A 21,988-nucleotide genomic window follows, 5' to 3' on the forward strand; every position below is an offset into this window, starting at 1 on the left:
CCTACAACAGTGGGCTTTTTGCTTTGTCTTAAAAAACTATAGAACACTTCTTAACTGTGAAGGAGGATAAAAAATTCCCTGCAAATTGAAATTGCAAGGAACTTTTGTTAATGGTTATGGGCAAGCCAGACGGAATACTTTTTCCCGAGCCAGAGAGCAAAGAGGAGATTGATGACGACGATGCCTGAACCGACCAGTGAAAATAGGAAAAATTCGCTAGTCGAAACCTGCCACAAATGCACGATGTCGATAATCAAATAAGCACTGATAGGAAAACAAAGGATAGAAGTGATTAGAGCAGGAATATACTTGCGGAGAAGAATTGATTGTCCAATATGGAGCAAGAGATGAAGTGCAAAGGCCACAAATCCTCCTAACCAAACTAATTCGAGCGCTCTAGATTGAGTAAGATACGCTAATAAAGTGATGGATAAGACAAGAATAAACTCCTCAAAAACAGCAAGGGCAAATCCCTCTGTTGTAATTCCTTTGTGAATCTTGAGAATAGCAGGAGCCTTTTGAGCCAGCAAGGTTTCGTTGAGATGAATCCAAGGGACAAGACCGATAATTTCTTCCATATCGTGAAAGATAAAGAGTAGCGGGAACATCCAAAGATAAAATACCATAAATCTCTCCTGAAAAGCTATAGATTGCTGACCAATAAAGCAAAAAACGCCCAGTAAGGCGTTTTGAGTTATGCTTATTTAACTTCTGTAAACACAACGTGCTTGCGAAGTTTTGGTGAGTATTTCTTCAATTGAAGACGGTCTGGAGTGTTACGTTTGTTTTTAGAAGTAAGGTACAAGCGTTCACCAGATTCTTTGTGTTCAAGTGTAATATTTACGCGCATGGTATCTCCCTTCTATTATTCAGCTGATGCAGCTTTAGCGATTTTACGTCCTTTGTAGTATCCTTTAAGTGATACACGGTGAGAACGTGAGTAATCTCCAGTAGTTTCGTCAAAGTTTACAGATGGAGCTGTTACTTTGTAGTGTGTACGACGTTTGTTTTTCTTCGCTTTTGAAGTGCGACGTGCAGGTACTGCCATTTTGATTTCTCCTTTAGGTATTTAAATTCGATTCAATCTAGTGATTTTCATCAACCATACTAGGATAACACATTTTTTTTGTAAAGTAAAGTTACTTGACAAAAAAAGATGAAAAAATTAAAAGATAGTAATCGAAATTTTCTGAAAATTCAAGAATTTTATTCTGTTCTTCATGCGGAAATTGTGCTATAATAGTAAAAACTGAAACGGGAGGGATAAGATGACTGAATTAGATAAACGTCATCGCAGTAGCATTTATGACAGCATGGTTAAATCACCAAACCGCGCTATGCTTCGTGCGACTGGTATGACAGATAAGGACTTTGAAACACCGATTGTGGGAGTGATTTCGACTTGGGCGGAAAATACACCATGTAACATCCACTTGCATGATTTTGGGAAATTGGCTAAAGAAGGTGTCAAATCTGCAGGCGCTTGGCCTGTACAGTTTGGAACCATTACCGTAGCGGACGGGATTGCCATGGGAACGCCTGGTATGCGCTTCTCTCTAACATCTCGTGATATTATTGCGGATTCTATCGAAGCTGCTATGGGGGGCCATAACGTTGATGCCTTCGTCGCTATCGGTGGCTGTGACAAGAACATGCCTGGTTCTATGATTGCCATTGCTAATATGGATATTCCAGCTATTTTCGCCTATGGTGGGACCATTGCACCGGGTAATCTTGATGGCAAAGACATTGACTTGGTTTCTGTTTTTGAGGGGATCGGAAAATGGAACCATGGTGACATGACAGCTGAGGACGTGAAACGTCTTGAATGTAATGCCTGTCCTGGACCTGGTGGCTGTGGTGGTATGTATACAGCTAATACCATGGCGACTGCTATCGAAGTCCTAGGTATGAGTTTGCCAGGATCTTCATCTCACCCAGCTGAATCAGCTGACAAGAAAGAAGATATCGAAGCAGCAGGACGTGCTGTAGTTAAAATGCTTGAACTTGGTCTCAAACCATCAGATATCTTGACTCGTGAAGCTTTTGAAGATGCCATCACTGTAACGATGGCTCTCGGTGGTTCTACCAATGCCACTCTTCACTTGCTTGCTATTGCCCATGCGGCTAATGTTGACTTGTCACTTGAGGACTTCAATACGATCCAAGAACGTGTGCCTCACTTGGCTGACTTGAAACCATCTGGTCAGTATGTCTTCCAAGACCTCTACGAAGTCGGTGGTGTCCCTGCGGTTATGAAATACCTCTTGGCAAATGGTTTCCTTCATGGAGACCGTATCACATGTACTGGTAAGACAGTCGCTGAAAACTTGGCTGACTTTGCAGACCTTACACCAGGCCAAAAAGTCATTATGCCACTTGAAAATCCAAAACGTGCAGACGGTCCGCTTATCATCTTGAACGGGAACCTTGCCCCTGACGGTGCGGTTGCCAAGGTATCAGGTGTTAAAGTGCGTCGTCACGTTGGACCTGCTAAGGTCTTTGACTCAGAAGAAGATGCTATCCAAGCTGTCTTGTCTGATGAAATCGTTGATGGCGACGTTGTCGTTGTTCGTTTCGTTGGACCTAAGGGTGGCCCTGGTATGCCTGAGATGCTATCACTTTCATCCATGATCGTTGGTAAAGGTCAAGGAGACAAGGTTGCTCTCTTGACAGATGGACGCTTCTCTGGTGGTACTTATGGTCTGGTTGTCGGACATATCGCTCCTGAAGCTCAGGATGGTGGACCGATTGCTTACCTTCGTCCAGGGGATATCGTTACAGTTGACCAAGATACCAAAGAAATTTCTATGGCCGTATCCGAAGAAGAACTTGAAAAACGCAAGGCAGAAACAACCTTGCCACCGCTTTACAGCCGTGGTGTCCTTGGTAAATATGCCCACATCGTATCATCCGCTTCTCGCGGAGCCGTGACAGACTTCTGGAATATGGACAAGTCAGGTAAAAAATAAACTCAAAAAGCAAGCCAACTTCGGCTTGCTTCTTTTCATCTTCAAAAGTGATTTGCCTGCTTATACTCAATAAAAATCAAAGAGCAAACTAGAAAGCTAGGCGCAGGTTGCTCAAAGCACAGCTTTGAGGTTGGAGATAAAGCTGACGTGGTTTGAAGAGATTTTTGAAGAGTATTAACGGGGTGGCAGTCCAAGGGCAATACGTCCGTAGCGACTGATTCGTGTGATCTTCCAAGCAGGCGACCAGGTAACTTCAACCTTGACATCTTCGATACCCTCGATTTGTTTGAGACCTGCGACGATTTCGATAGGCAAACTTTCGGCACAATCGCAGGCAGTGTCGGTAAAGGTCATGACAATCTTACAGAGACCTGTTTCATCCAGATTGATTTCATAAATCAAGCCCAGATTGTAAACATCCAATTCCACGTCTGTATCAAAAACCTTCTCTAGTTTTTCGATAATTTGGTCTTGTAAGGCCAAAGCGCGGTCATTGATTTTGATATCGTCTCTCATAACAGTCCCTCCACGTGATAAATATCCTCTATTTTCTCATAATTCTGACAATTTAGCAAGTTTTTGATGAATTTTCTGAAAAATATGATAAAATGAAGAAAATACTGAATCAAGGGGAAGCCTATGGAGCAGATTGGAAAAGTCTTTAGACAATTACGAGAGTCAAGAAATATCTCATTAAGACAAGCAACTGGGGGACAATTTTCGCCGTCTATGTTATCCCGATTTGAAACAGGTCAGAGTGAGCTTTCAGTGGAAAAATTTCTATCTGCACTGGAAAATATATCTGCGAGTATGGAGGAAATCCTCTTCCTAGCGAGAGGTTTTCACTATGATACAGATTCTGAGTTGAGAAAAGAAATCATAGATGTCTTGGATCCAAAGAATATAGCACCTCTCGAAGGCCTGTATCGTAAGGAGTATCAAAAGCATGCTCATTCTCAAAACAAACAGAAACATATTCTAAATGCCATTATTATCAAGTCTTATATGAAGAGCATGGATGAAAGGGTAGAGTTAACAGCAGAGGAAGGGAAAGTCCTTCATGATTATTTGTTTTCTACCGAGATTTGGGGAATCTATGAACTCAATTTGTTCTCAGTTAGTTCCCCACTCTTATCTGTTCCTCTTTTTACTAGATATGTACGAGAAATGGTCCGAAAATCTGATTTTTTAATGGAGACGAAGGGAAACCGAAACCTGTTTCACACCATGCTATTGAATGGTTTTTTAGCTAGCATTGAATGTGAAGAATTTACCAATGCCCATTATTTTAAACGTGTCATCGAAGAGCATTTCTACAAGGAAAATGAGACCTATTTCCGAATTGTCTATTTGTGGGCGGAAGGTCTCCTTGATAGCAAGCAAGGCAGAGTTAAGGAAGGACAAAAAAAGATGGAAGATGCTGTTCGTATTTTTGAGATGCTTGGCTGTAACAAATCTGCCGAATACTATAGAAAAACGACTGATGCTTGAATATCTGCAAGGTAAGAAAATAATTTAAAATTTGAAACGATAGAACTCTGGATCTCTCTCAGGCCATTAAAGAAGTTCTATCGTTTTTTTATTTGTTGCATATATTCAAAAGTTCTCCCTCTTAAATTTCTAAGTGCTATACTATAGTCATACTTCATATAGGGATTAGAACAAGAAGGGAGATTATCTATGAATCTATTGTTCAGAAATCAAGCTTATCGACTCTTGACTTTGTCACGATTCTTCAATGCTTTTGGTGCTTCAATTTTTAACCTGGTATTTATCGTTTATGCGTCGACCTTGCCACAAGCATCTTTTGCGGTTGCTATGGCGAATATTGTCATGATTCTTCCGACTCTCTTTACAGTTTTTGTAGGGATTCGGGCAGATTACACGAGGGACAAGGTCAAATGGATGGTCTATAGCGGTTTGTTTCAGGCAGTTTTATTTTTTCTAGCAGCTTTAGTTGTTCAGCAAGCTAGTCTCTTTGCTTTTTCTAGTCTGTGTTTGATCAATGTCATTAGCGATGTAATCAGTGATTTTGCTGGTGGTTTGCGCATGCCTCTCATCAAGGAAAAAGTAGCTGAACAAGATCTGATGGAAGCTTATTCTTTTTCCCAGTTCATCACCTATATTTCAGCTATTGGTGGTCAAGCTTTCGGAGTCTGGCTCTTAGGACTATCGGTCAATAATTTTTCTCTCGTTGCTGGAATCAATGCCTGTTTTTTCCTGGTATCAGCTGCTATTCTCTTTTTAGGAAAAAGTAAATTAAGCCTATCAATTTCATCTACTGATGGTGAAATCCTAAAAAATGAGAAGCTTTCTATAAAAGAACAGTTCCTAACAATTTACCGAAATTTACGTCTTGTTTTTCTAAAAAGTGGACAGAAAAACTTTGGTTTCATGATCTTTGCTGTCTTGCTTATCAATGCCCTGGGCGGCGCTCTGGGAAGCATTTATAACATCTTCTTTTTGAGCCATTCTCTCTTGAATTTTTCTTACACAGAGGCACTATTTATCGAACAAGTTTGTGTTTTATTAGCAATCATCATCAGTAGCCTTACGGGCAATGATTATTTTGGGAAGCAGTCCTTGCCTAGATTGATGATGTGGGCGACATTGGGGGTTAGTCTAGTTGGTCTGGCTAACTTATTCAATCAAGTCGTGCTTGGTTTGCTATTTCTCTTTTTTACTCTGTATGTGTCTGGTAAAGTTTCACCAAAGATTAGTGCCATGCTCATGAAAAATCTAGCTCCAGAGGTTCTAGCTCGTACCAGTAATTTTTTAGGTTTATTGTTTACCTTATCAGTACCTCTTGGTATAGCCTGTTTTTCACTGGTAGCCGTATGGAATATGCAGTTGACTTGGATCTTTTTTGTTGTCCTTTCCTTGCTGGCTATCCTTTTGACAAGTCTTAATCTCAAAAATGATATTTGAATCCTAATTTTTTCTCACTGTTTTAATCCCTTTATTTATGGTAAAATAAGACTATTAAGTTTAAAGAGGATTCCCTATGAAATTACAAAAACCAAAAGGAACGCAGGATATTTTACCTGCTGAGTCTGCCAAGTGGCAGTATGTTGAGGGCTTTGCCCGTGAAATTTTCAAGCGCTATAACTATGCAGAAGTGCGCACGCCTATTTTTGAGCATTACGAGGTCATCAGTCGCTCTGTCGGAGATACAACGGATATCGTTACCAAGGAAATGTATGATTTCTATGATAAGGGTGATCGTCATATCACCCTCCGTCCAGAAGGAACTGCGCCCGTTGTTCGTTCCTATGTGGAAAATAAACTCTTCGCACCAGAAGTGCAAAAGCCAAGTAAGTTCTATTACATGGGCCCTATGTTCCGCTATGAGCGTCCACAGGCAGGTCGTTTGCGCCAGTTTCACCAGATTGGTGTCGAGTGTTTTGGCTCTAGCAATCCAGCTACCGATGTGGAAACCATCGCTATGGCAGCTCATTTCTTAAAAGAAATTGGCATCCAAGGTGTCAAATTGCATCTTAACACTCTTGGAAATCCTGAGAGTCGTGCGGCTTACCGTCAAGCCTTGATTGATTATTTGACACCGCTCAAGGAGACCTTGTCTAAGGATAGCCAGCGTCGCTTGGAGGAAAATCCTCTCCGTGTCTTGGACTCTAAGGAAAAAGAAGACAAGGTGGCAGTAGAAAATGCGCCGTCTATCTTGGACTTCCTTGATGAAGAAAGCCAAGCTCATTTTGATGCCGTCCGTCAGATGTTGGAAAATCTTGGTGTAGACTATATCATCGATACCAATATGGTGCGCGGTCTGGACTACTACAACCACACGATTTTCGAGTTCATCACTGAGATCGAGGGCAATGACTTGACGGTCTGTGCAGGAGGTCGCTACGATGGCTTGGTTTCCTACTTTGGTGGCCCTGAGACTGCTGGATTTGGTTTTGGACTTGGTGTTGAACGCCTACTTCTCATCCTTGAAAAGCAAGGTGTGGCCCTCCCTATCGAAAACGCCCTAGATGTCTATATCGCAGTCTTGGGTGAAGGAGCAAATGTCAAGGCCTTGGAATTGGTACAAGCTCTCCGCCAACAAGGATTTAAAGCAGAGCGTGATTACCTTAACCGTAAACTCAAAGCTCAGTTCAAGTCAGCCGATGTCTTTGCGGCTAAGACCCTCATCACCCTGGGAGAGAGTGAAGTCGAAAGCGGACAAGTGACAGTTAAGAACAACCAAACCCGAGAAGAAGTTCAAGTGTCACTTGAGGCAATCAGCCAAAACTTCTCAGAAGTCTTTGAAAGATTAGGCTTTTAATAGTATTTAAAACTGGTCAGGTTCTTATTCCTGACTCTCTTTTTCTAGGATTAATATTGCTCTTGCTTGCTCAAAAATATCTTTATAAAACCATTACTATTGTTTCTATTTTTACAGGATCGCTTCGCTTATCAGCTCTTTTAATTGTGGCTATATTCGACATTTTCATCAAAATGATGCAAATAACAATAGTAAGACTTCATTTCAAATAGGAGCCTCATATGAAAATACTTAAAAATCTTGGCTGGTTTCTGCTAGCTGTTCTATCCTTTTTCTTTGGCTATGGTCTGGTTCAGAGTATGGCGTTATCAGCTCTTGGACTAGGGGCTTCAATCTTTGGAGTCTTACCACTTTATGTCGCCCTGTCAGGGGCCTATGTTTATGGAGTTTACAAGTGGTATCAGACAGAAAAGGTTAGCATCCAGACGACGACTTTTAATCGTTATATTTGGTTGCCAACCCTGGTTTTGCTAGTGGCGATTACAGCCCAGTTCTTTTTGCCAGATGATCCGTCGGCTAATCAACAGACTGTATCACAATTGACATTGGCTCAGCCTGTCTTTGGTTTCTTTATGGTAGTGGTCTTTGCTCCTCTGACGGAAGAACTCATCTTTAGAGGGATGCTGGCGCGCTATCTCTTTCCTAAGCAGGACAACATGAAACAGACAGCTCTGTTTCTCCTCGTATCAAGTGTGCTTTTTGCCTTGATTCATTTTCCAGGGACTTTGCAACAGTTTTTAGTTTATGCCAGTCTGGGATTGAGTTTGGGTCTGGCTTATGTGAGCCGAAAAGGCCTTTTTTACAGCATTTCTTTACATGCCTTGAATAATTTAATCGGCTTTTTGATGATACTCATGCTATAATAGAGTCAGGAGGTCACATGAAACGAGTAATTTTATTAGCAGTGATACAGGCGGTCGTTCTCTTCTTTATCATCGGGGCACTTGCCTATGCCTTTAAAGGCGATTTCTTTTACAACTATCTAGCAGTTGTCTTTGCGCCTATTGCAGGAATCATGCGCTTTGCGACGGCCTATGCAACAGTGATTGTTCTGCCTAAAAAAGCGGCTGAAATCGCGGAAAAACGTAAAAAAGGTCAAGAATCAAAATAAGAAAATCCGATGGTGTATTCATCGGATTTTTCGATGTTGTCACGATTTTTTAACTGTTCGTTTTGATTTTTACAGACAATCAAACTTTTCTGCTGATTTTCATGAAGAGCCTGCGCTTTTATGGTAAAATAGTAACAGAATAAAAGAGGAGAGAAGAAATGAAACGTAGTATGTATGCTGGTCGTGTTCGTGAGGAACACATCGGACAAGAAATGACCTTGAAAGGATGGGTTGCCCGTCGTCGTGACCTAGGTGGTTTGATCTTTATCGACCTTCGTGACCGTGAAGGGATCATGCAGTTGGTTATCAATCCAGAAAAAGTTTCAGCAGAGGTTATGGCAACAGCTGAAAACCTTCGTAGCGAATTTGTCATCGAGGTGACAGGTCAGGTCACTGCGCGTGAGCAAGCCAATGATAAGCTGCCAACTGGTGCAGTTGAGTTAAACGTGACAGCTTTGACAGTGCTTAATACAGCTAAAACAACCCCATTTGAGATTAAGGATGGCATTGAGGCCAATGATGATACGCGTTTGCGTTACCGTTACCTTGACCTTCGTCGTCCAGAAATGTTGGAAAATCTCAAACTTCGTGCTAAGGTGACCCACTCTATCCGAAACTATTTGGATGAGTTGGAGTTTATCGATGTGGAAACCCCCTTCCTTTCTAAGTCAACACCAGAAGGGGCGCGTGACTATTTGGTGCCATCTCGGGTCAATAAAGGTCATTTCTACGCTCTTCCTCAAAGTCCACAGATTACCAAACAGCTCTTGATGAATGCTGGATTTGACCGTTACTACCAAATCGTCAAATGTTTCCGTGACGAAGACTTGCGTGGTGACCGTCAGCCTGAATTTACTCAGGTCGACTTGGAAACATCCTTCCTTACGGAGCAAGAAATCCAAGATATCACAGAAGGCTTGATTGCGCGCGTGATGAAAGAAACAAAAGGGATTGAAGTAACGCTGCCATTCCCTCGTATGAAGTACGACGATGCTATGGCTCTTTATGGTTCTGATAAGCCAGATACGCGTTTTGACATGTTGCTTCAGGACCTGACAGAAGTTGTCAAGGGTGTTGATTTTAAAGTCTTCTCAGAAGCACCCGCTGTTAAAGCCATTGTCGTTAAAGGCGCTGCGGACAACTATTCGCGTAAAGACATCGACAAGATGACCGAAGTAGCCAAGCAGTATGGAGCTAAGGGGCTTGCTTGGGTCAAGGTAGTGGATGGAGAATTAAACGGACCAGTTGCAAAGTTCTTGACGGATATCCAAGCAGACTTGACAGAAGCGCTTGGTCTTGAAGACAAGGACTTGGTTCTCTTTGTAGCGGATACACTTGAAGTGGCGAATGCAACTCTAGGTGCCCTTCGTGGTCGTATTGCTAAAGAGCTTGGCTTGATCGATAACGATAAATTCAACTTTCTTTGGGTGGTTGACTGGCCAATGTTTGAATGGTCTGAAGAAGAAGGTCGCTACATGAGCGCCCACCATCCATTTACTCTTCCACAGGCAGACACAGCTCACGAACTAGAGGGTGAATTGGCCAATGTTCGTGCCATTGCCTATGACATCGTCTTGAACGGTTATGAACTTGGTGGTGGCAGTCTTCGTATCAACCAAAAAGACCTCCAAGAACGCATGTTCAAGGCTCTTGGTTTCTCAGCTGAAGAAGCAAATGACCAGTTTGGTTTCCTTCTTGAAGCCATGGACTATGGTTTCCCACCACACGGTGGTTTGGCTATCGGACTTGACCGATTTGTGATGCTCTTAGCAGGAGAAGAAAACATCCGTGAAGTCATTGCCTTTCCTAAGAACAACAAGGCGACGGATCCAATGACACAAGCCCCATCAACAGTCGCTCTCAAACAACTAGAAGAACTCAGTCTACAAGTAGAACAAGATGAAACAAGCGAAACGAACTAAGCGGTGGCGCTATTATCTGCGCCGCTTTGCTTATCAGATAAAAATTTTACGTGTCTTACAAAGTATCTCTCGGGAAAAATATGATGAGAAAGTATCGGCTTCTCTGGTTTATGGCTTTTTGTCAGCAGTAGCGGTCAATTTCTTTTTTCAACCAGGGCACGTTTACTCCAGTGGTGCGACAGGTCTGGCACAGATTATCTCTGCCTTGAGTCATCACTGGTTTGGGTTTTACATTCCGATATCGCTAACCTTTTATGCTATTAATTTTCCGTTGATGATTTTGGCCTGGTATCAGATTGGGCATAAGTTTACAATCTTTACCTTTATCACAGTATCCATGAGTTCCCTCTTTATCCAGCTTGTGCCCGTTGTGACGCTGACAGAGGATCCCATCATCAATGCCCTTTTTGGGGGTGTTGTCATGGGCTTGGGAATCGGCTTTGCTTTGCGCAATAGTATTTCCAGTGGAGGTACAGATATTATTAGCCTGACCATTCGCAAGAAAACAGGGAGGAATGTCGGCAGTATTTCCTTCTTGGTCAATGGGACCATCATGTTGATTGCTGGTTTGACCTTTGGTTGGAAATACGCTCTCTACTCCATGATTACCATTTTTGTATCCAGTCGTGTGACAGATGCGGTCTTTACCAAGCAAAAACGCATGCAGGCCATGATTGTGACCAGTAATCCTGACAAGGTAATCGAAAAAATCCATAAAAAATTGCACCGAGGGGCTACCATGATCCACGATGCAGAAGGAACCTATAATCATGAGAGAAAAGCAGTCTTGATTACTGTTATCACGCGAGCAGAGTTTAATGATTTTAAACACATCATGAAACAGGTCGATCCGACAGCCTTTGTCTCTGTATCCGAAAATGTCCACATCCTAGGACGATTCGTAGAAACAGACAATTAATAATACTCAAAAGACCAGCCCCAAGGCTGGTCTTTATTTTTCGATAATTTTGTGGGCAATCAACTGACGGTAACAAATCTGTCTATTATTTTTCGCGTCATTGATAATCTGCAAAATCGTTTCAAATGATGTCCGTCCAAGTTCAAGACTATTGATGTCAACATAGGCTACTAGGTCGAGTCGAGGATTGACAGAATCAAAACTCAAGACAGGAACATTTAATTGATGTTTACTGATGTAGTCGCAAACCCCTTCAGCTAGAAGGCTGTCGGTTGTGATGATAGCGTCAATCTGCGGATCGTGATTAAATAGGAGTTCACTGAATCGATAACCTTTTTCTTCTAGAAATTCTGTCGCAAAGTAGGTTAAGTTGGTATCAATCGAAAGTTGGTGTTGTTTGAGTGCGGATTCATAGCCTCTTAGACGGTCTTGTGTAACGAAAAGTTTCTTGGTTCCTCCGATAAAGGCAATTCTGCTGCAGCCCTTTTTGATGAAATACTCAGTTGCATCAAAACCGGCTTGGACATTATCATTGTCGACCAGTGGGATAAAGGGTGAGAGGGATTTTCCAAGGATGAGGAAAGGAAACTGTTCTTCCGCTACGAGCTTCACCAGTGGATCTTCTTCTTGAGCGTAGAGGAAGATCAGACCATCGACACGTTTACCATAAACCATCTGAGAAATAGCATTGAGACGTTCTTTTTCATCTTTCCCAGTTGCAATCTGAATAGCGTAGTGGTTTTCAGATGCGACTTGGGCGATCCCTCTTAGGACAGATGGGAAGAAAGGATTTTGGTAGAAGGCATCCGAGTCGTCAGGCAATACCAAACCGATAACTTGAGTATAGCTGCTAACTAGACTACGAGCATTGAGATTGGGATGGTAGTTGAGCTCCTTCATAGCCTTGCGAACTCGTTTTTTGGTTTCATCGCTAATCGTTGATTTGTTTTGAATAACGCGGGTTACGGTTGAAGGTGAGACACCTGCAGCCTTGGCCACATCTTTAATCGTAACGGGCATAAAAATCTCCTATTTATGATAATCTGGATCACGGAAATGTGTCTTGTAAAAAATAGTGACCAGATACAGAACAAAAAGAATGTTTTGTACAGTGATAAGGGTTGTCATATTTTGGCCAAAAAGTCCCAAAATAAGCGTAATCAGAGTTGGCAATCCTAAACAGTTCAAGATAAAATGGTAGCACTCTTTAAAGCTCCTAAATGAAAAGAGGCGTGATTTTTTGGTGATATAAAGGAGAAGGCTAGCTCCAAGGGAGACAATGAAGAAATTCAATCCAAAGAGGAAGCTAGCACCAAGGACGAGAAAGAGACTGATATAGACACGGTTCTGTTGGTACCAGTCTTTAGAAATAGCCTGGGTTAAAGCTTCCTTGCCCTGGAAACTCTCCGTTTGAATCGCGTGGTAGCGAATGCGAGTCAATTCCTTACTTTCCTTGCTGATGACGAGTTCTTCAGTATCAAAATGAAGTTGCAAATCCTTTGGCAATTCCTTGCTTGAGCTCGGTCCAATCAGAAGAGAAGCTTGCTGATTTTTAGTTCCAGAATAGCTCAGTTTTCCATCTACGATTTGTGCATTCTCTGACAAATCCATGATTGCTTCATCTGTCAGGGGAGTGTAGACATTATCGATAAAAGTATCCAGCGGATAGGTTTCCTGTGAGCTGTTTTGAATAGCAATTGGAACCATAGACAAGCTGATGAGGAAAATGCTAGTAAAGAGGAGTTGAAACCAGTTGAGTCCGAAACGTTTTGACAGGGGCTTACGAAATCCCCAGATACTAGTAAAATACGAGAATGGATATGGAAGCATAGGCGTCTTTCTAAAAGTGTTTTCTATATGAGTATTATTATATAGAGAAATATACTTTATTTCAAGTCTAGTAAATGGATTGCTTTTTGAAAAGAGGATTCGGCTACTATTTGTGGTCTTGTGTCTAATCTTTTAACTTTACAAACAAGCTCCAAAATGAAAAAAGGGTGGCGGGGATAAATTATCCCTTGTCGCCACCACTTGTAAGTCCTGAAACAAAGTTCTTTTGTAGGAAGAAGAAGAGAATACAGATTGGAAGGGCGATGAGGATAGCACCTGCTGAGAAGTAGGCAATCTTCATATTTTTCACGTTGTTAACGAAGGTTTGGAGACCAACGGCAACAGTAAAGTATTCTTTCTCACGAAGCAAGAAACTAGAGAGGATGTAATCCCCGAAAGGTCCCATGAAGGCCCAGAGAGCTTGTACAGCCACCATTGGGCGAACGAGTGGGAGAACAATTTGCCAGAAGCGGCGGAAGTGTCCTGCACCATCTAGTTTTGCAGATTCGTCTAGAGACATTGGTACTGTGTCGAAGTAGCCTTTCATGAGCCAAGCGTTCATAGGGATACCGCCACCAACGTAGAGGAAGATGAGGAACCAGCTATGGTTAAGGGCATTCAACATAAGGGCCATAACGAAGAAGGCGGTCAAAGCGGCCATAGTTGGCACCATTTGGATGATCAAGAAGAAGACCAAACTTTGTTTACGAGCTAAGAAGTTGTAACGGCTGTATGCATAACCAGCAAGTACGATGATACTTGTTTGTACAGCCATTGTGATAAAGGCAATAATCAAAGTATTAAGGTACCAAGTACCATACAAGGTTTCGGTGAAGAGCCCTTTAAAGTTATCAAAGCTAAAGTCGACGTTACCATCTAGTTTAAAGGCTACGACATTACCAGTCTTGAAGGCTGACATAATGGTAATCAAAAGTGGATAGATAATCACGATTGAAAGGCCAATCAAGTAGAGGTAAGTGAGGGTTTGAGTCAGTCTACGTTTGAGTTTGATTGAGTTATTCATCTTAGACGTCCTCCATATCAAATGCGTGTAGTTTCTTGAATGCAATCATAGAGATAGAGATGACAATGATTGAGATAATCAAGGTAACAGCTGCCGCCATAGAGTATTGAGGGGCTGTACCAGTTGTCAAACGATAAATCCATGAGATCAAGATATCAGTTGAACCGGCTCCACCACCAACGCTACCAGGACCTCCGCCGTTGAAGAGGTACATGATAGAGAAGTTGTTAAAGTTAAAGGTGTATTGGCTGATCAATGTTGGTGCCGCAACAGCCAAAATCATTGGGAAAGTGATGTTGCGGAATTTTTGCCAAGCATTGGCACCATCAATGTAAGCCGCTTCATAGAGGTCGTTAGGAATAGACTGCAAGATACCCAAGGTCAAAACGTAGATATATGGGAATCCTAGCCAACCTTGCATCATAATCAAGGCAATCTTCGTCCAAGTTGGGTCTGTTTTCCAAGGGATAAGAGCACCGTCAAGGAAAGGAAGAACCTTAGACAAAAGAGGCAAGACTTGCGTATTAATGGCACCAACACTATCGTTAAACATGTTTGAGAATGTCAAGATAGTGATGAAGGCTGGAACAGCCCAAGGAAGAAGGAAAATAACACCAAAGATACGTTTTCCTTTGATAAATGGTTGGTTAGCAATGATAGCGGTGAAGATACCAATCACAATCTGCAAAGTAGAAGCAGACAAAGCCCAGATAATGGTCCAAGAAAGAACGGAACCAAAGGCTGAACGGAAGGTACTTAAGCTCCAGATATTTGTGAAGTTCGTCAAACCAACCCAGTCCAACAATTTGTTTGGTGGCAAGTGTTGGAAGTCATAGTTGGTAAAGGCAATCATCAAGGTTACGATAACTGGGAAGATAATCGCAAATGTCATTGCTACATACGATGGGATGATCAAAAGATATGGGAATCCATTCTCATAAATACCTTTAATCATATCCTTGAAGGTACGAGCTACAGGAATACCGTTGTTGATACGTTTAGCAGTCGTATGTGCGTCTTTGATATTAAAGATATAAAAGAGCAAGTAAACGACAACAAAGATAGAGTGGAAGGCACCACGAATCAGCATGAAAAGTGAATTGTCACGACCAGGTTTCACACCAAGTGTGATCAAATTGCTCAATTCAGGGGTTGCAAGTGTTAGAAAATACAGAACAAATAAAACGGTAACACCAAGGAAAATCAATCCTTTAGCTTTTTGTTTATTATAGATTTGTCCTAAACCAGGAATGATTGACAGCAAGGCTGCTTTGCGAGGCTGTTGTTTTTCCATGATTACTCCTTTCATAGGATGTGAGATAAAACTCGGATTCAACCGCAAGATACGTGTATCTGATAAGAAGCGTATCTATACATTCAAAGGGGGATTTCACTTCCACCCCCCTTGAACAAATCAATTAGTTACCAAATTTTTGTTGGATTGTTTCCTTGATCAATGTTACAGCATCGTTAGCAGCTGTTTTAGCATCTTTCTTACCGCTTACAGTATCAAAGAGCATAGTTTTCGCTGGGTCCCAAACTGTTGACATTTGTGAGATGTTTGGCATTGGTTGAGCGTTCTTGAACTGTTTGATAACAGCTGTAGTCAACTCATCGTTTTTACCTTCAGCGTAAGCACGAGCTTCAGTGTTTGCTGGGATTTCGTTCGTTGCATCGTAGAATGCTTTTTGTTGTTCAGTTGAAACAAGGAAGTCTACAAATTTTTGAGCGCCTTCAAGGTTTTTAGTGCTTGATGGGATGATCCAAGCTTTACCTCCACCAAAGGCTTCGTAGTTTTTACCGTTTGGAAGAGTTGGGATAGTTGCAACACCGTAGTTTACTTTAGCATCTTTGAATGCTTGAGCTTTCCAAGGACCATCGATGATAGCAGCTGTTTTACCTTCTTGGAATTGAGTTTGGATCAAGTTTCCAGCACCTTCAGTATCTTGCATACCTTTAGGCCATTTGTCGTACCAAGTTTTAGCGTATTCGAGACCTTTGATTGCTCCGTCGTTAGCAAGACCGATGTCTTTAGGATTTTTACCGTTATCACCAAATACGTAAGCTCCGTTACCAGCAAGAAGTCCGTATGCGTAGTAGAAGTTAGTCCAGTCAGCTAGGAAAGCAGTAGTTTTTCCGTCTTCTCCAGCGAAAGCGTATTTGCTGTCCTTAGCAAGATTTTCTAGGTCACCAAAAGTTTTAGGAGCTTCTTTTAGCAAGTCTTTATTGTAGTACATTACGAGAGACTCGATAACGGCTGGAGCACCGTACACTTTGCCACCAACAGTCACAAGAGATTTTGTTTTATCGTCTGTTTTAGCTCCGTCACCAAGAGTAACTTCAGAAAGTTGTCCATCAGTACCAAGGCTACCTACACGGTCGTATGGAGCCATCATGACATCAGCAGCCTTACCAGATTGGTTGTCTAGAGAAAGGTTATCAAGACCACCCATTTGGTCTCCTGTTTTGATGGTAACTTTTACGCCAGATTCTTTTTCATAAGCTTTTGCAGCTGATTCAGCAAAGGCTTTATATTGATCTTCAACGTAGAAAGTGAGTTCTTTTGCTTCTGAAGAGCTAGTATCAGCTGCTTTGTCAGCAGTTTTGCTTCCACAAGCTACCAAGAGCAAGCTAGCGAGAGTAGCAGTTCCGAGCACAGCAGCGCTCTTCATGAATTTAGATGACATAGTGTATTCCTCCTAAAGAATAACAAATTTTATTTGATGGGAAAACGCAAACGTTTTCCCTTACCAGTCCAGTATAGCACAAACAGAAAACGGTTGCAAGCTTTTTTTGAAAAAATTTTAAAAAAACTTTAAGGTTTATAAAGAGGAGAATTGCTTTATAAATAGGAAGAAAGGTGATAAAGGTTCATTTTCTTATAAAATGTTAAGATTAGGAAAACGATTGCGTAGATTTCGCTTATTTTTAGAGAGAAGCCAGCAGATAGTTGTATCTAACTATCTTAAATTATAAAATCATTTTGGGAAAAGTTTTCATTTCGTAAAGTAACAGTGGTATTGAGTTGCATTTGAATAAAAAGAAATCAAAAATTTTTTTAAAAACGCTTGCATTTGTCTTTAAAATACGTTATACTTGAATCAACGCAAACGTTTGCGCCTTGTTGCGCAACGTTTTATAACAAACACATGAGGTGCTATTATGAAAAAACGTCAAAGTGGTGTGTTGATGCACATCTCTTCTCTACCAGGAGCATACGGGATTGGATCATTTGGTCAGTCTGCCTATGATTTCGTTGATTTCTTGGTCCGTACCAAGCAACGTTACTGGCAAATCCTCCCTCTTGGGACAACAAGCTATGGAGATTCTCCATACCAATCATTCTCAGCCTTTGCAGGAAATACGCATTTTATCGACCTTGATATCTTGGTAGAGCAAGGTCTGCTCGAAGCTAGTGATCTTGAAGGTGTTGACTTTGGTAGTGATGCATCTGAAGTCGACTATGCGAAGATTTATTACGCACGTCGTCCGCTTTTAGAAAAAGCAGTTAAACGTTTCTTGGAAGTGGGAGACGTCAAAGCTTTTGAGAAGTTTGCTCAAGACAACCAATCATGGCTTGAACTCTTCGCAGAATATATGGCGATTAAAGAGCATTTTGACAATCTTGCTTGGACAGAATGGTCAGATGCAGATGCTCGTGCTCGTAAAGCTTCAGCACTTGAAAGCTACCGTGAGAAATTGGCAGACAAGTTGGTTTACCACCGTGTGACTCAATACTTCTTCTTCCAACAATGGTTGAAATTGAAAGCTTATGCTAACGACAACCATATCGAAATCGTTGGGGACATGCCTATCTACGTTGCGGAAGACTCAAGCGACATGTGGGCAAATCCACACCTCTTCAAGACAGATGCCAATGGTAAAGCAACTTGCATCGCAGGTTGCCCGCCAGATGAGTTTTCTGCCACTGGTCAGCTTTGGGGAAACCCAATCTATGACTGGGAAGCAATGGACAAAGACGGTTACAAATGGTGGGTTGAACGCTTGCGCGAAAGCTTTAAGATCTATGATATCGTTCGTATCGACCACTTCCGCGGTTTCGAATCTTACTGGGAAATTCCTGCTGGTTCCGATACAGCAGCCCCTGGTAAATGGGTGAAAGGTCCTGGCTACAAGCTTTTTGCAGCCGTTAAGAAAGAGCTTGGTGAGCTAAACATTATCGCAGAAGACCTTGGTTTCATGACAGATGAGGTTATCGAGTTGCGTGAACGTACCGGCTTCCCAGGAATGAAGATTCTTCAATTCGCCTTCAATCCAGAAGATGAAAGCATCGATAGCCCACACTTGGCACCTGCCAACTCTGTTATGTACACAGGAACACACGATAACAATACAGTCCTTGGTTGGTACCGTAATGAGATTGACGATCCAACTCGTGAGTATATGGCGCGTTACACCAACCGTAAAGAGTATGAAACAGTGCCGCACGCAATGCTTCGTACAGTCTTTTCATCTGTTAGCTTCATGGCCATTGCAACTATGCAAGATTTGCTAGAATTGGATGAGGCGGCTCGCATGAACTACCCATCTACTCTTGGTGGAAACTGGTCTTGGCGTATGACAGCAGACCAACTCACACCAGCTGTTGAAGAAACTTTGCTTGACTTGACTACAATTTATCGCCGAATTAATGAAAATTTGGTAGAATTAAAGAAATAAGACAATATCAGGAGACACATAAACATGTTACCATTAAACGAATTTGTACAAAAGCGTTACAATAAAACCATTGCAGAATGTAGCAATGAAGAGCTTTACCTTGCTCTTCTCAACTACAGCAAGCTTGCTAGCAGCCAAAAACCAGTCAACACTGGTAAGAAAAAAGTTTACTACATCTCGGCTGAGTTCTTGATTGGTAAACTCTTATCAAACAACTTGATTAACCTTGGTCTTTACGACGATGTGAAAAAAGAACTTGCAGCTGCAGGTAAAGAGTTAATCGAAATCGAAGAAGTAGAATTGGAACCATCACTTGGTAACGGTGGTTTGGGACGTTTGGCAGCCTGCTTTATCGACTCAATCGCTACACTTGGTTTGAATGGTGACGGTGTTGGATTGAACTACCACTTTGGTCTTTTCCAACAAGTTCTTAAAAACAACCAACAAGAAACGATTCCTAACGCTTGGTTGACTGAGCAAAACTGGTTGGTTCGCTCAAGTCGTAGCTACCAAGTGCCATTCGCACACTTCACATTGACATCTACTCTTTACGATATCGACGTACCTGGTTACAAAACAGCTACTAAAAACCGCTTGCGTTTGTTTGACTTGGATTCAGTTGATTCTTCTATCATCGAAGATGGTATCAGCTTTGACAAGACGGATATCGCTCGCAACTTGACTCTTTTCCTTTACCCAGACGACAGCGACAAGCAAGGTGAATTGCTCCGTATCTTCCAACAATACTTCATGGTTTCAAACGGTGCGCAATTGATTATTGACGAAGCAATCGAAAAAGGAAGCAACTTGCATGACCTTGCGGACTACGCAGTTGTACAAATCAACGATACTCACCCATCAATGGTGATCCCTGAATTGATCCGTCTTTTGACTGCACGTGGTATCGAGCTTGATGAAGCAATCTCTATCGTTCGTAGCATGACTGCCTACACTAACCACACAATCCTTGCTGAAGCCCTTGAAAAATGGCCTCTTGAATTCTTGCAAGAAGTGGTTCCTCACTTGGTACCAATCATCAAAGAATTGGACCGTCGTGTGAAAGCAGAATACAAAGATCCAGCTGTTCAAATCATCGATGAGAGTGGACGTGTTCACATGGCTCACATGGATATCCACTATGGATACAGCGTAAACGGGGTTGCAGCTCTTCACACTGAAATCTTGAAAAACTCTGAGTTGAAAGCTTTCTACGACATCTACCCAGAAAAATTCAACAACAAAACAAACGGTATCACATTCCGTCGTTGGCTCATGCATGCCAACCCAAGACTATCTCACTACTTGGATGAGATTATTGGAGAGGGATGGCACCATGAAGCAGATGAGCTTGAAAAACTCTTGTCTTACGAAGACAAAGCAGCTGTCAAAGAAAAATTGGAAAGCATCAAGGCTCACAACAAACGTAAATTGGCTCGTCACTTGAAAGATCACCAAGGTGTGGAAATCAATACAAACTCTATCTTTGATATCCAAATCAAACGTCTTCACGAGTACAAACGCCAACAAATGAACGCTTTGTATGTCATCCACAAATACCTTGATATCAAGGCTGGTAACATCCCTGCTCGTCCAATCACAGTCTTCTTTGGTGGTAAAGCAGCTCCTGCCTACACAATCGCCCAAGACATCATTCACTTGATCCTTTGCTTGTCAGAAGTGATTGCAAATGATCCAGAAGTAGCTCCACACTTGCAAGTGGTTATGGTTGAAAACTACAACGTTACTGCAGCAAGCTTCCTCATCCCAGCATGTGATATCTCAGAACAAATCTCACTTGCTTCTAAAGAAGCTTCAGGTACTGGTAACATGAAATTCATGTTGAACGGAGCTTTGACTCTTGGTACTATGGACGGAGCTAACGTGGAAATTGCTGAGTTGGTTGGCGACGAAAATATCTACATCTTCGGTGAAGATTCAGAAACTGTTATCGACCTTTACGCAAAAGCAGCTTACAAATCAAGCGAATTCTACGCTCGTAAAGCTATCAAACCATTAGTTGACTTCATCGTGAGTGACGCTGTTCTTGCAGTAGGCAAGAAAGAACGCTTGGAACGTCTTTACAACGAATTGATCAACAAAGACTGGTTCATGACTCTCCTTGACTTGGAAGACTACATCAAAGTCAAAGAGCAAATGCTTGCTGACTACGAAGACCGTGACGCATGGTTAGATAAAGTCATCGTTAACATTTCTAAAGCAGGATTCTTCTCATCTGACCGTACAATCGCTCAGTACAACGAAGACATCTGGCACTTGAACTAAGATGAAACAAAAAACGCACCTTTTGTACTGACCCCAAAAAGTTAGACAAATAATTTAAGTGAAGGATTTAGTTCTGTATTGCACAGGACTAAGTCCTTTTAGTTTGACCTTAATTCGTTTATTGTTGTAGTAATCAATATAGTCTACAATAGCTTGTTTCAATTGCTTAAGTGACTTAAATGTTTTCTCATAACCATAAAACATTTCCGATTTCAAAATACCGAAGAAGGACTCCATCATACCATTGTCTGGGCTGTTGCCCTTGCGTGACATGGATGCTTGAATTCCCTTACTTTCAAGGAACAGATGATAAGAATCGTGTTGGTATTGCCAGCCTTGGTCACTGTGGAGAATCGTATTCTCATAGTGTTTCTCTGTGAATGCCTGCTCCAGCATAGTTTTCACTTGTTCTAAGTTGGGCGCAGTAGAAAGATGATAAGCGATGATTTCGCTGTTAAAGCCATCTAAAACAGGCGATAAATACAATTTCTGAGTGCTATTTGGAATGGCAAACTCTGTCACATCCGTATAGCACTTTTCCATCGGCCTTGATGCTTCAAACTGGCGTTGAATGAGATTCTCTGCCTTCTTGCCAATCTCTCCTTGGTAGGAAGAATACTTACGTTTGCGACGAATTCGAGCCGTTAAACCAAGGACATTCATCAGAGGTTGAACTTTCTTATGATTTACTACAAAACCGCGATTTCTTAGTTCAAGAGTAACTCTCCGATAGCCATAATTTCCTTTATGCTCATTATAAATGGCCTGAATTTCGGTTTTAAGCTCTTTATCAACCCCATCCAGTTGCTTCAATTGATAATAGTAAGTCGAGCGAGCTAAACGTGCTGTTTCAAGAAGTAAATCTAGTCGAAATCCTCCTGAAACCATTTCTCTAACTGTCTCTGCCTTTCTCGCTCTAGGGCTTCGTCCCTTTCCTCTAACTCTTTTAACTTTTTTAGGTA

The 21,988-nt window shown here is 41.8% G+C and carries 20 protein-coding genes; 10 read left to right on the forward strand and 10 right to left on the reverse strand.

Annotated features, from left to right (window positions below; genetic code table 11):
* Positions 1-107: 107 nt before the first annotated feature.
* The 3 genes from HMPREF9184_RS01570 to rpmF all read right to left on the reverse strand — a co-directional run bounded on the left by HMPREF9184_RS01570 (position 108) and on the right by rpmF (position 1,048).
* Positions 108-626 (reverse strand): HXXEE domain-containing protein, encoded by a 519-nt coding sequence (locus HMPREF9184_RS01570; protein WP_000232494.1) that lies wholly within the window; start codon positions 624-626, stop codon positions 108-110.
* A gap of 74 nt (positions 627-700) precedes the next feature.
* On the reverse strand, positions 701-850 hold the full coding sequence (gene rpmG / locus HMPREF9184_RS01575; protein ID WP_001265622.1) for a 50S ribosomal protein L33: 150 nt from the start codon (positions 848-850) through the stop codon (positions 701-703).
* 15 nt (positions 851-865) lie between these two features.
* Positions 866-1,048 (reverse strand): 50S ribosomal protein L32, encoded by a 183-nt coding sequence (gene rpmF, locus HMPREF9184_RS01580; protein ID WP_000290417.1) that lies wholly within the window; start codon positions 1,046-1,048, stop codon positions 866-868.
* Positions 1,049-1,268: 220 nt separating this feature from the next.
* Between rpmF and ilvD the strand changes: the two genes are divergently transcribed.
* Complete coding sequence (ilvD, locus tag HMPREF9184_RS01585) at positions 1,269-2,972, forward strand: dihydroxy-acid dehydratase (protein ID WP_000137341.1); 1,704 nt, start codon at positions 1,269-1,271, stop codon at positions 2,970-2,972.
* Positions 2,973-3,146: 174 nt separating this feature from the next.
* On the opposite strand, the gene HMPREF9184_RS01595 is transcribed toward ilvD, so the two are convergent.
* Positions 3,147-3,488, reverse strand: a complete 342-nt coding sequence (locus tag HMPREF9184_RS01595) for a metal-sulfur cluster assembly factor (protein ID WP_001204052.1) — start codon at positions 3,486-3,488, stop codon at positions 3,147-3,149.
* A gap of 123 nt (positions 3,489-3,611) precedes the next feature.
* Between HMPREF9184_RS01595 and HMPREF9184_RS01600 the strand changes: the two genes are divergently transcribed.
* The 7 genes from HMPREF9184_RS01600 (at position 3,612) to HMPREF9184_RS01630 (ending at position 11,209) form a co-directional block, all read left to right on the forward strand.
* On the forward strand, positions 3,612-4,463 hold the full coding sequence (locus tag HMPREF9184_RS01600) for a helix-turn-helix domain-containing protein (RefSeq protein WP_000434989.1): 852 nt from the start codon (positions 3,612-3,614) through the stop codon (positions 4,461-4,463).
* A gap of 189 nt (positions 4,464-4,652) precedes the next feature.
* Positions 4,653-5,900: a hypothetical protein gene (locus tag HMPREF9184_RS01605; RefSeq protein ID WP_001050368.1), complete on the forward strand. Its 1,248-nt coding sequence runs from the start codon at positions 4,653-4,655 to the stop codon at positions 5,898-5,900.
* Positions 5,901-5,976: 76 nt separating this feature from the next.
* A complete protein-coding gene (gene hisS / locus HMPREF9184_RS01610; protein ID WP_000775867.1) occupies positions 5,977-7,257 on the forward strand; it encodes a histidine--tRNA ligase in 1,281 nt (426 codons plus the stop codon).
* A 221-nt stretch (positions 7,258-7,478) separates the two neighbouring features.
* Positions 7,479-8,120, forward strand: coding sequence for a CPBP family intramembrane glutamic endopeptidase (locus HMPREF9184_RS01615; RefSeq protein WP_000698077.1), 642 nt, complete (start codon positions 7,479-7,481; stop codon positions 8,118-8,120).
* A gap of 17 nt (positions 8,121-8,137) precedes the next feature.
* Entirely contained in the window at positions 8,138-8,368 is a 231-nt protein-coding gene (locus tag HMPREF9184_RS01620) for a hypothetical protein (protein WP_000832175.1), read from the forward strand.
* Between the two features lie 158 nt (positions 8,369-8,526).
* A complete protein-coding gene (gene aspS / locus HMPREF9184_RS01625; RefSeq protein ID WP_000830908.1) occupies positions 8,527-10,290 on the forward strand; it encodes an aspartate--tRNA ligase in 1,764 nt (587 codons plus the stop codon).
* Positions 10,268-11,209 carry a YitT family protein gene (locus HMPREF9184_RS01630; protein WP_000806304.1) on the forward strand — a complete coding sequence of 314 codons (942 nt, stop codon included), beginning with the start codon at positions 10,268-10,270 and terminating at the stop codon, positions 11,207-11,209. Before aspS ends, HMPREF9184_RS01630 begins: the two co-directional genes overlap by 23 nt.
* A gap of 33 nt (positions 11,210-11,242) precedes the next feature.
* Here HMPREF9184_RS01630 and HMPREF9184_RS01635 read toward each other — a convergent pair whose 3' ends face one another.
* The 5 genes from HMPREF9184_RS01635 to HMPREF9184_RS01655 all read right to left on the reverse strand — a co-directional run bounded on the left by HMPREF9184_RS01635 (position 11,243) and on the right by HMPREF9184_RS01655 (position 16,750).
* Positions 11,243-12,229, reverse strand: a complete 987-nt coding sequence (locus HMPREF9184_RS01635) for a LacI family DNA-binding transcriptional regulator (protein WP_001145434.1) — start codon at positions 12,227-12,229, stop codon at positions 11,243-11,245.
* Between the two features lie 9 nt (positions 12,230-12,238).
* Positions 12,239-13,039, reverse strand: a complete 801-nt coding sequence (locus HMPREF9184_RS01640) for a DUF1189 domain-containing protein (RefSeq protein ID WP_000938262.1) — start codon at positions 13,037-13,039, stop codon at positions 12,239-12,241.
* A 181-nt stretch (positions 13,040-13,220) separates the two neighbouring features.
* A complete protein-coding gene (locus HMPREF9184_RS01645) occupies positions 13,221-14,063 on the reverse strand; it encodes a sugar ABC transporter permease (RefSeq protein WP_001065657.1) in 843 nt (280 codons plus the stop codon).
* A 1-nt stretch (position 14,064) separates the two neighbouring features.
* The gene (locus tag HMPREF9184_RS01650) at positions 14,065-15,357 is read right to left on the reverse strand and encodes a sugar ABC transporter permease (protein WP_000414948.1); all 1,293 of its coding nucleotides are present in this window, start codon (positions 15,355-15,357) and stop codon (positions 14,065-14,067) included.
* A 124-nt stretch (positions 15,358-15,481) separates the two neighbouring features.
* Positions 15,482-16,750 (reverse strand): extracellular solute-binding protein, encoded by a 1,269-nt coding sequence (locus HMPREF9184_RS01655; RefSeq protein WP_000095464.1) that lies wholly within the window; start codon positions 16,748-16,750, stop codon positions 15,482-15,484.
* 475 nt (positions 16,751-17,225) lie between these two features.
* Between HMPREF9184_RS01655 and malQ the strand changes: the two genes are divergently transcribed.
* Positions 17,226-18,743 (forward strand): 4-alpha-glucanotransferase, encoded by a 1,518-nt coding sequence (gene malQ / locus HMPREF9184_RS01660; RefSeq protein ID WP_000747305.1) that lies wholly within the window; start codon positions 17,226-17,228, stop codon positions 18,741-18,743.
* Between the two features lie 24 nt (positions 18,744-18,767).
* The gene (glgP, locus tag HMPREF9184_RS01665) at positions 18,768-21,026 is read left to right on the forward strand and encodes a glycogen/starch/alpha-glucan family phosphorylase (protein WP_000937165.1); all 2,259 of its coding nucleotides are present in this window, start codon (positions 18,768-18,770) and stop codon (positions 21,024-21,026) included.
* 54 nt (positions 21,027-21,080) lie between these two features.
* Here glgP and HMPREF9184_RS01670 read toward each other — a convergent pair.
* Positions 21,081-21,988, reverse strand: a 908-nt coding sequence (locus tag HMPREF9184_RS01670) for an IS3 family transposase (protein WP_009444135.1), incomplete at its 5' end; no start/stop codon positions are given.

Source organism: Streptococcus sp. oral taxon 058 str. F0407, from assembly GCF_000235485.1.
GTDB lineage: Bacteria > Bacillota > Bacilli > Lactobacillales > Streptococcaceae > Streptococcus.

Excerpts from the sequence above, each read along its gene's own strand:
- HMPREF9184_RS01570 (WP_000232494.1), bottom strand. The coding sequence starts at position 626 with ATGGTATTTTATCTTTGGATGTTCCCGCTACTCTTTATCTTTCACGAT.
- rpmG (WP_001265622.1), bottom strand. The coding sequence starts at position 850 with ATGCGCGTAAATATTACACTTGAACACAAAGAATCTGGTGAACGCTTG.
- rpmF (WP_000290417.1), bottom strand. The coding sequence starts at position 1,048 with ATGGCAGTACCTGCACGTCGCACTTCAAAAGCGAAGAAAAACAAACGT.
- ilvD (WP_000137341.1), top strand. The coding sequence starts at position 1,269 with ATGACTGAATTAGATAAACGTCATCGCAGTAGCATTTATGACAGCATG.
- HMPREF9184_RS01595 (WP_001204052.1), bottom strand. The coding sequence starts at position 3,488 with ATGAGAGACGATATCAAAATCAATGACCGCGCTTTGGCCTTACAAGAC.
- HMPREF9184_RS01600 (WP_000434989.1), top strand. The coding sequence starts at position 3,612 with ATGGAGCAGATTGGAAAAGTCTTTAGACAATTACGAGAGTCAAGAAAT.
- HMPREF9184_RS01605 (WP_001050368.1), top strand. The coding sequence starts at position 4,653 with ATGAATCTATTGTTCAGAAATCAAGCTTATCGACTCTTGACTTTGTCA.
- hisS (WP_000775867.1), top strand. The coding sequence starts at position 5,977 with ATGAAATTACAAAAACCAAAAGGAACGCAGGATATTTTACCTGCTGAG.
- HMPREF9184_RS01615 (WP_000698077.1), top strand. The coding sequence starts at position 7,479 with ATGAAAATACTTAAAAATCTTGGCTGGTTTCTGCTAGCTGTTCTATCC.
- HMPREF9184_RS01620 (WP_000832175.1), top strand. The coding sequence starts at position 8,138 with ATGAAACGAGTAATTTTATTAGCAGTGATACAGGCGGTCGTTCTCTTC.
- aspS (WP_000830908.1), top strand. The coding sequence starts at position 8,527 with ATGAAACGTAGTATGTATGCTGGTCGTGTTCGTGAGGAACACATCGGA.
- HMPREF9184_RS01630 (WP_000806304.1), top strand. The coding sequence starts at position 10,268 with ATGAAACAAGCGAAACGAACTAAGCGGTGGCGCTATTATCTGCGCCGC.
- HMPREF9184_RS01635 (WP_001145434.1), bottom strand. The coding sequence starts at position 12,229 with ATGCCCGTTACGATTAAAGATGTGGCCAAGGCTGCAGGTGTCTCACCT.
- HMPREF9184_RS01640 (WP_000938262.1), bottom strand. The coding sequence starts at position 13,039 with ATGCTTCCATATCCATTCTCGTATTTTACTAGTATCTGGGGATTTCGT.
- HMPREF9184_RS01645 (WP_001065657.1), bottom strand. The coding sequence starts at position 14,063 with ATGAATAACTCAATCAAACTCAAACGTAGACTGACTCAAACCCTCACT.
- HMPREF9184_RS01650 (WP_000414948.1), bottom strand. The coding sequence starts at position 15,357 with ATGGAAAAACAACAGCCTCGCAAAGCAGCCTTGCTGTCAATCATTCCT.
- HMPREF9184_RS01655 (WP_000095464.1), bottom strand. The coding sequence starts at position 16,750 with ATGTCATCTAAATTCATGAAGAGCGCTGCTGTGCTCGGAACTGCTACT.
- malQ (WP_000747305.1), top strand. The coding sequence starts at position 17,226 with ATGAAAAAACGTCAAAGTGGTGTGTTGATGCACATCTCTTCTCTACCA.
- glgP (WP_000937165.1), top strand. The coding sequence starts at position 18,768 with ATGTTACCATTAAACGAATTTGTACAAAAGCGTTACAATAAAACCATT.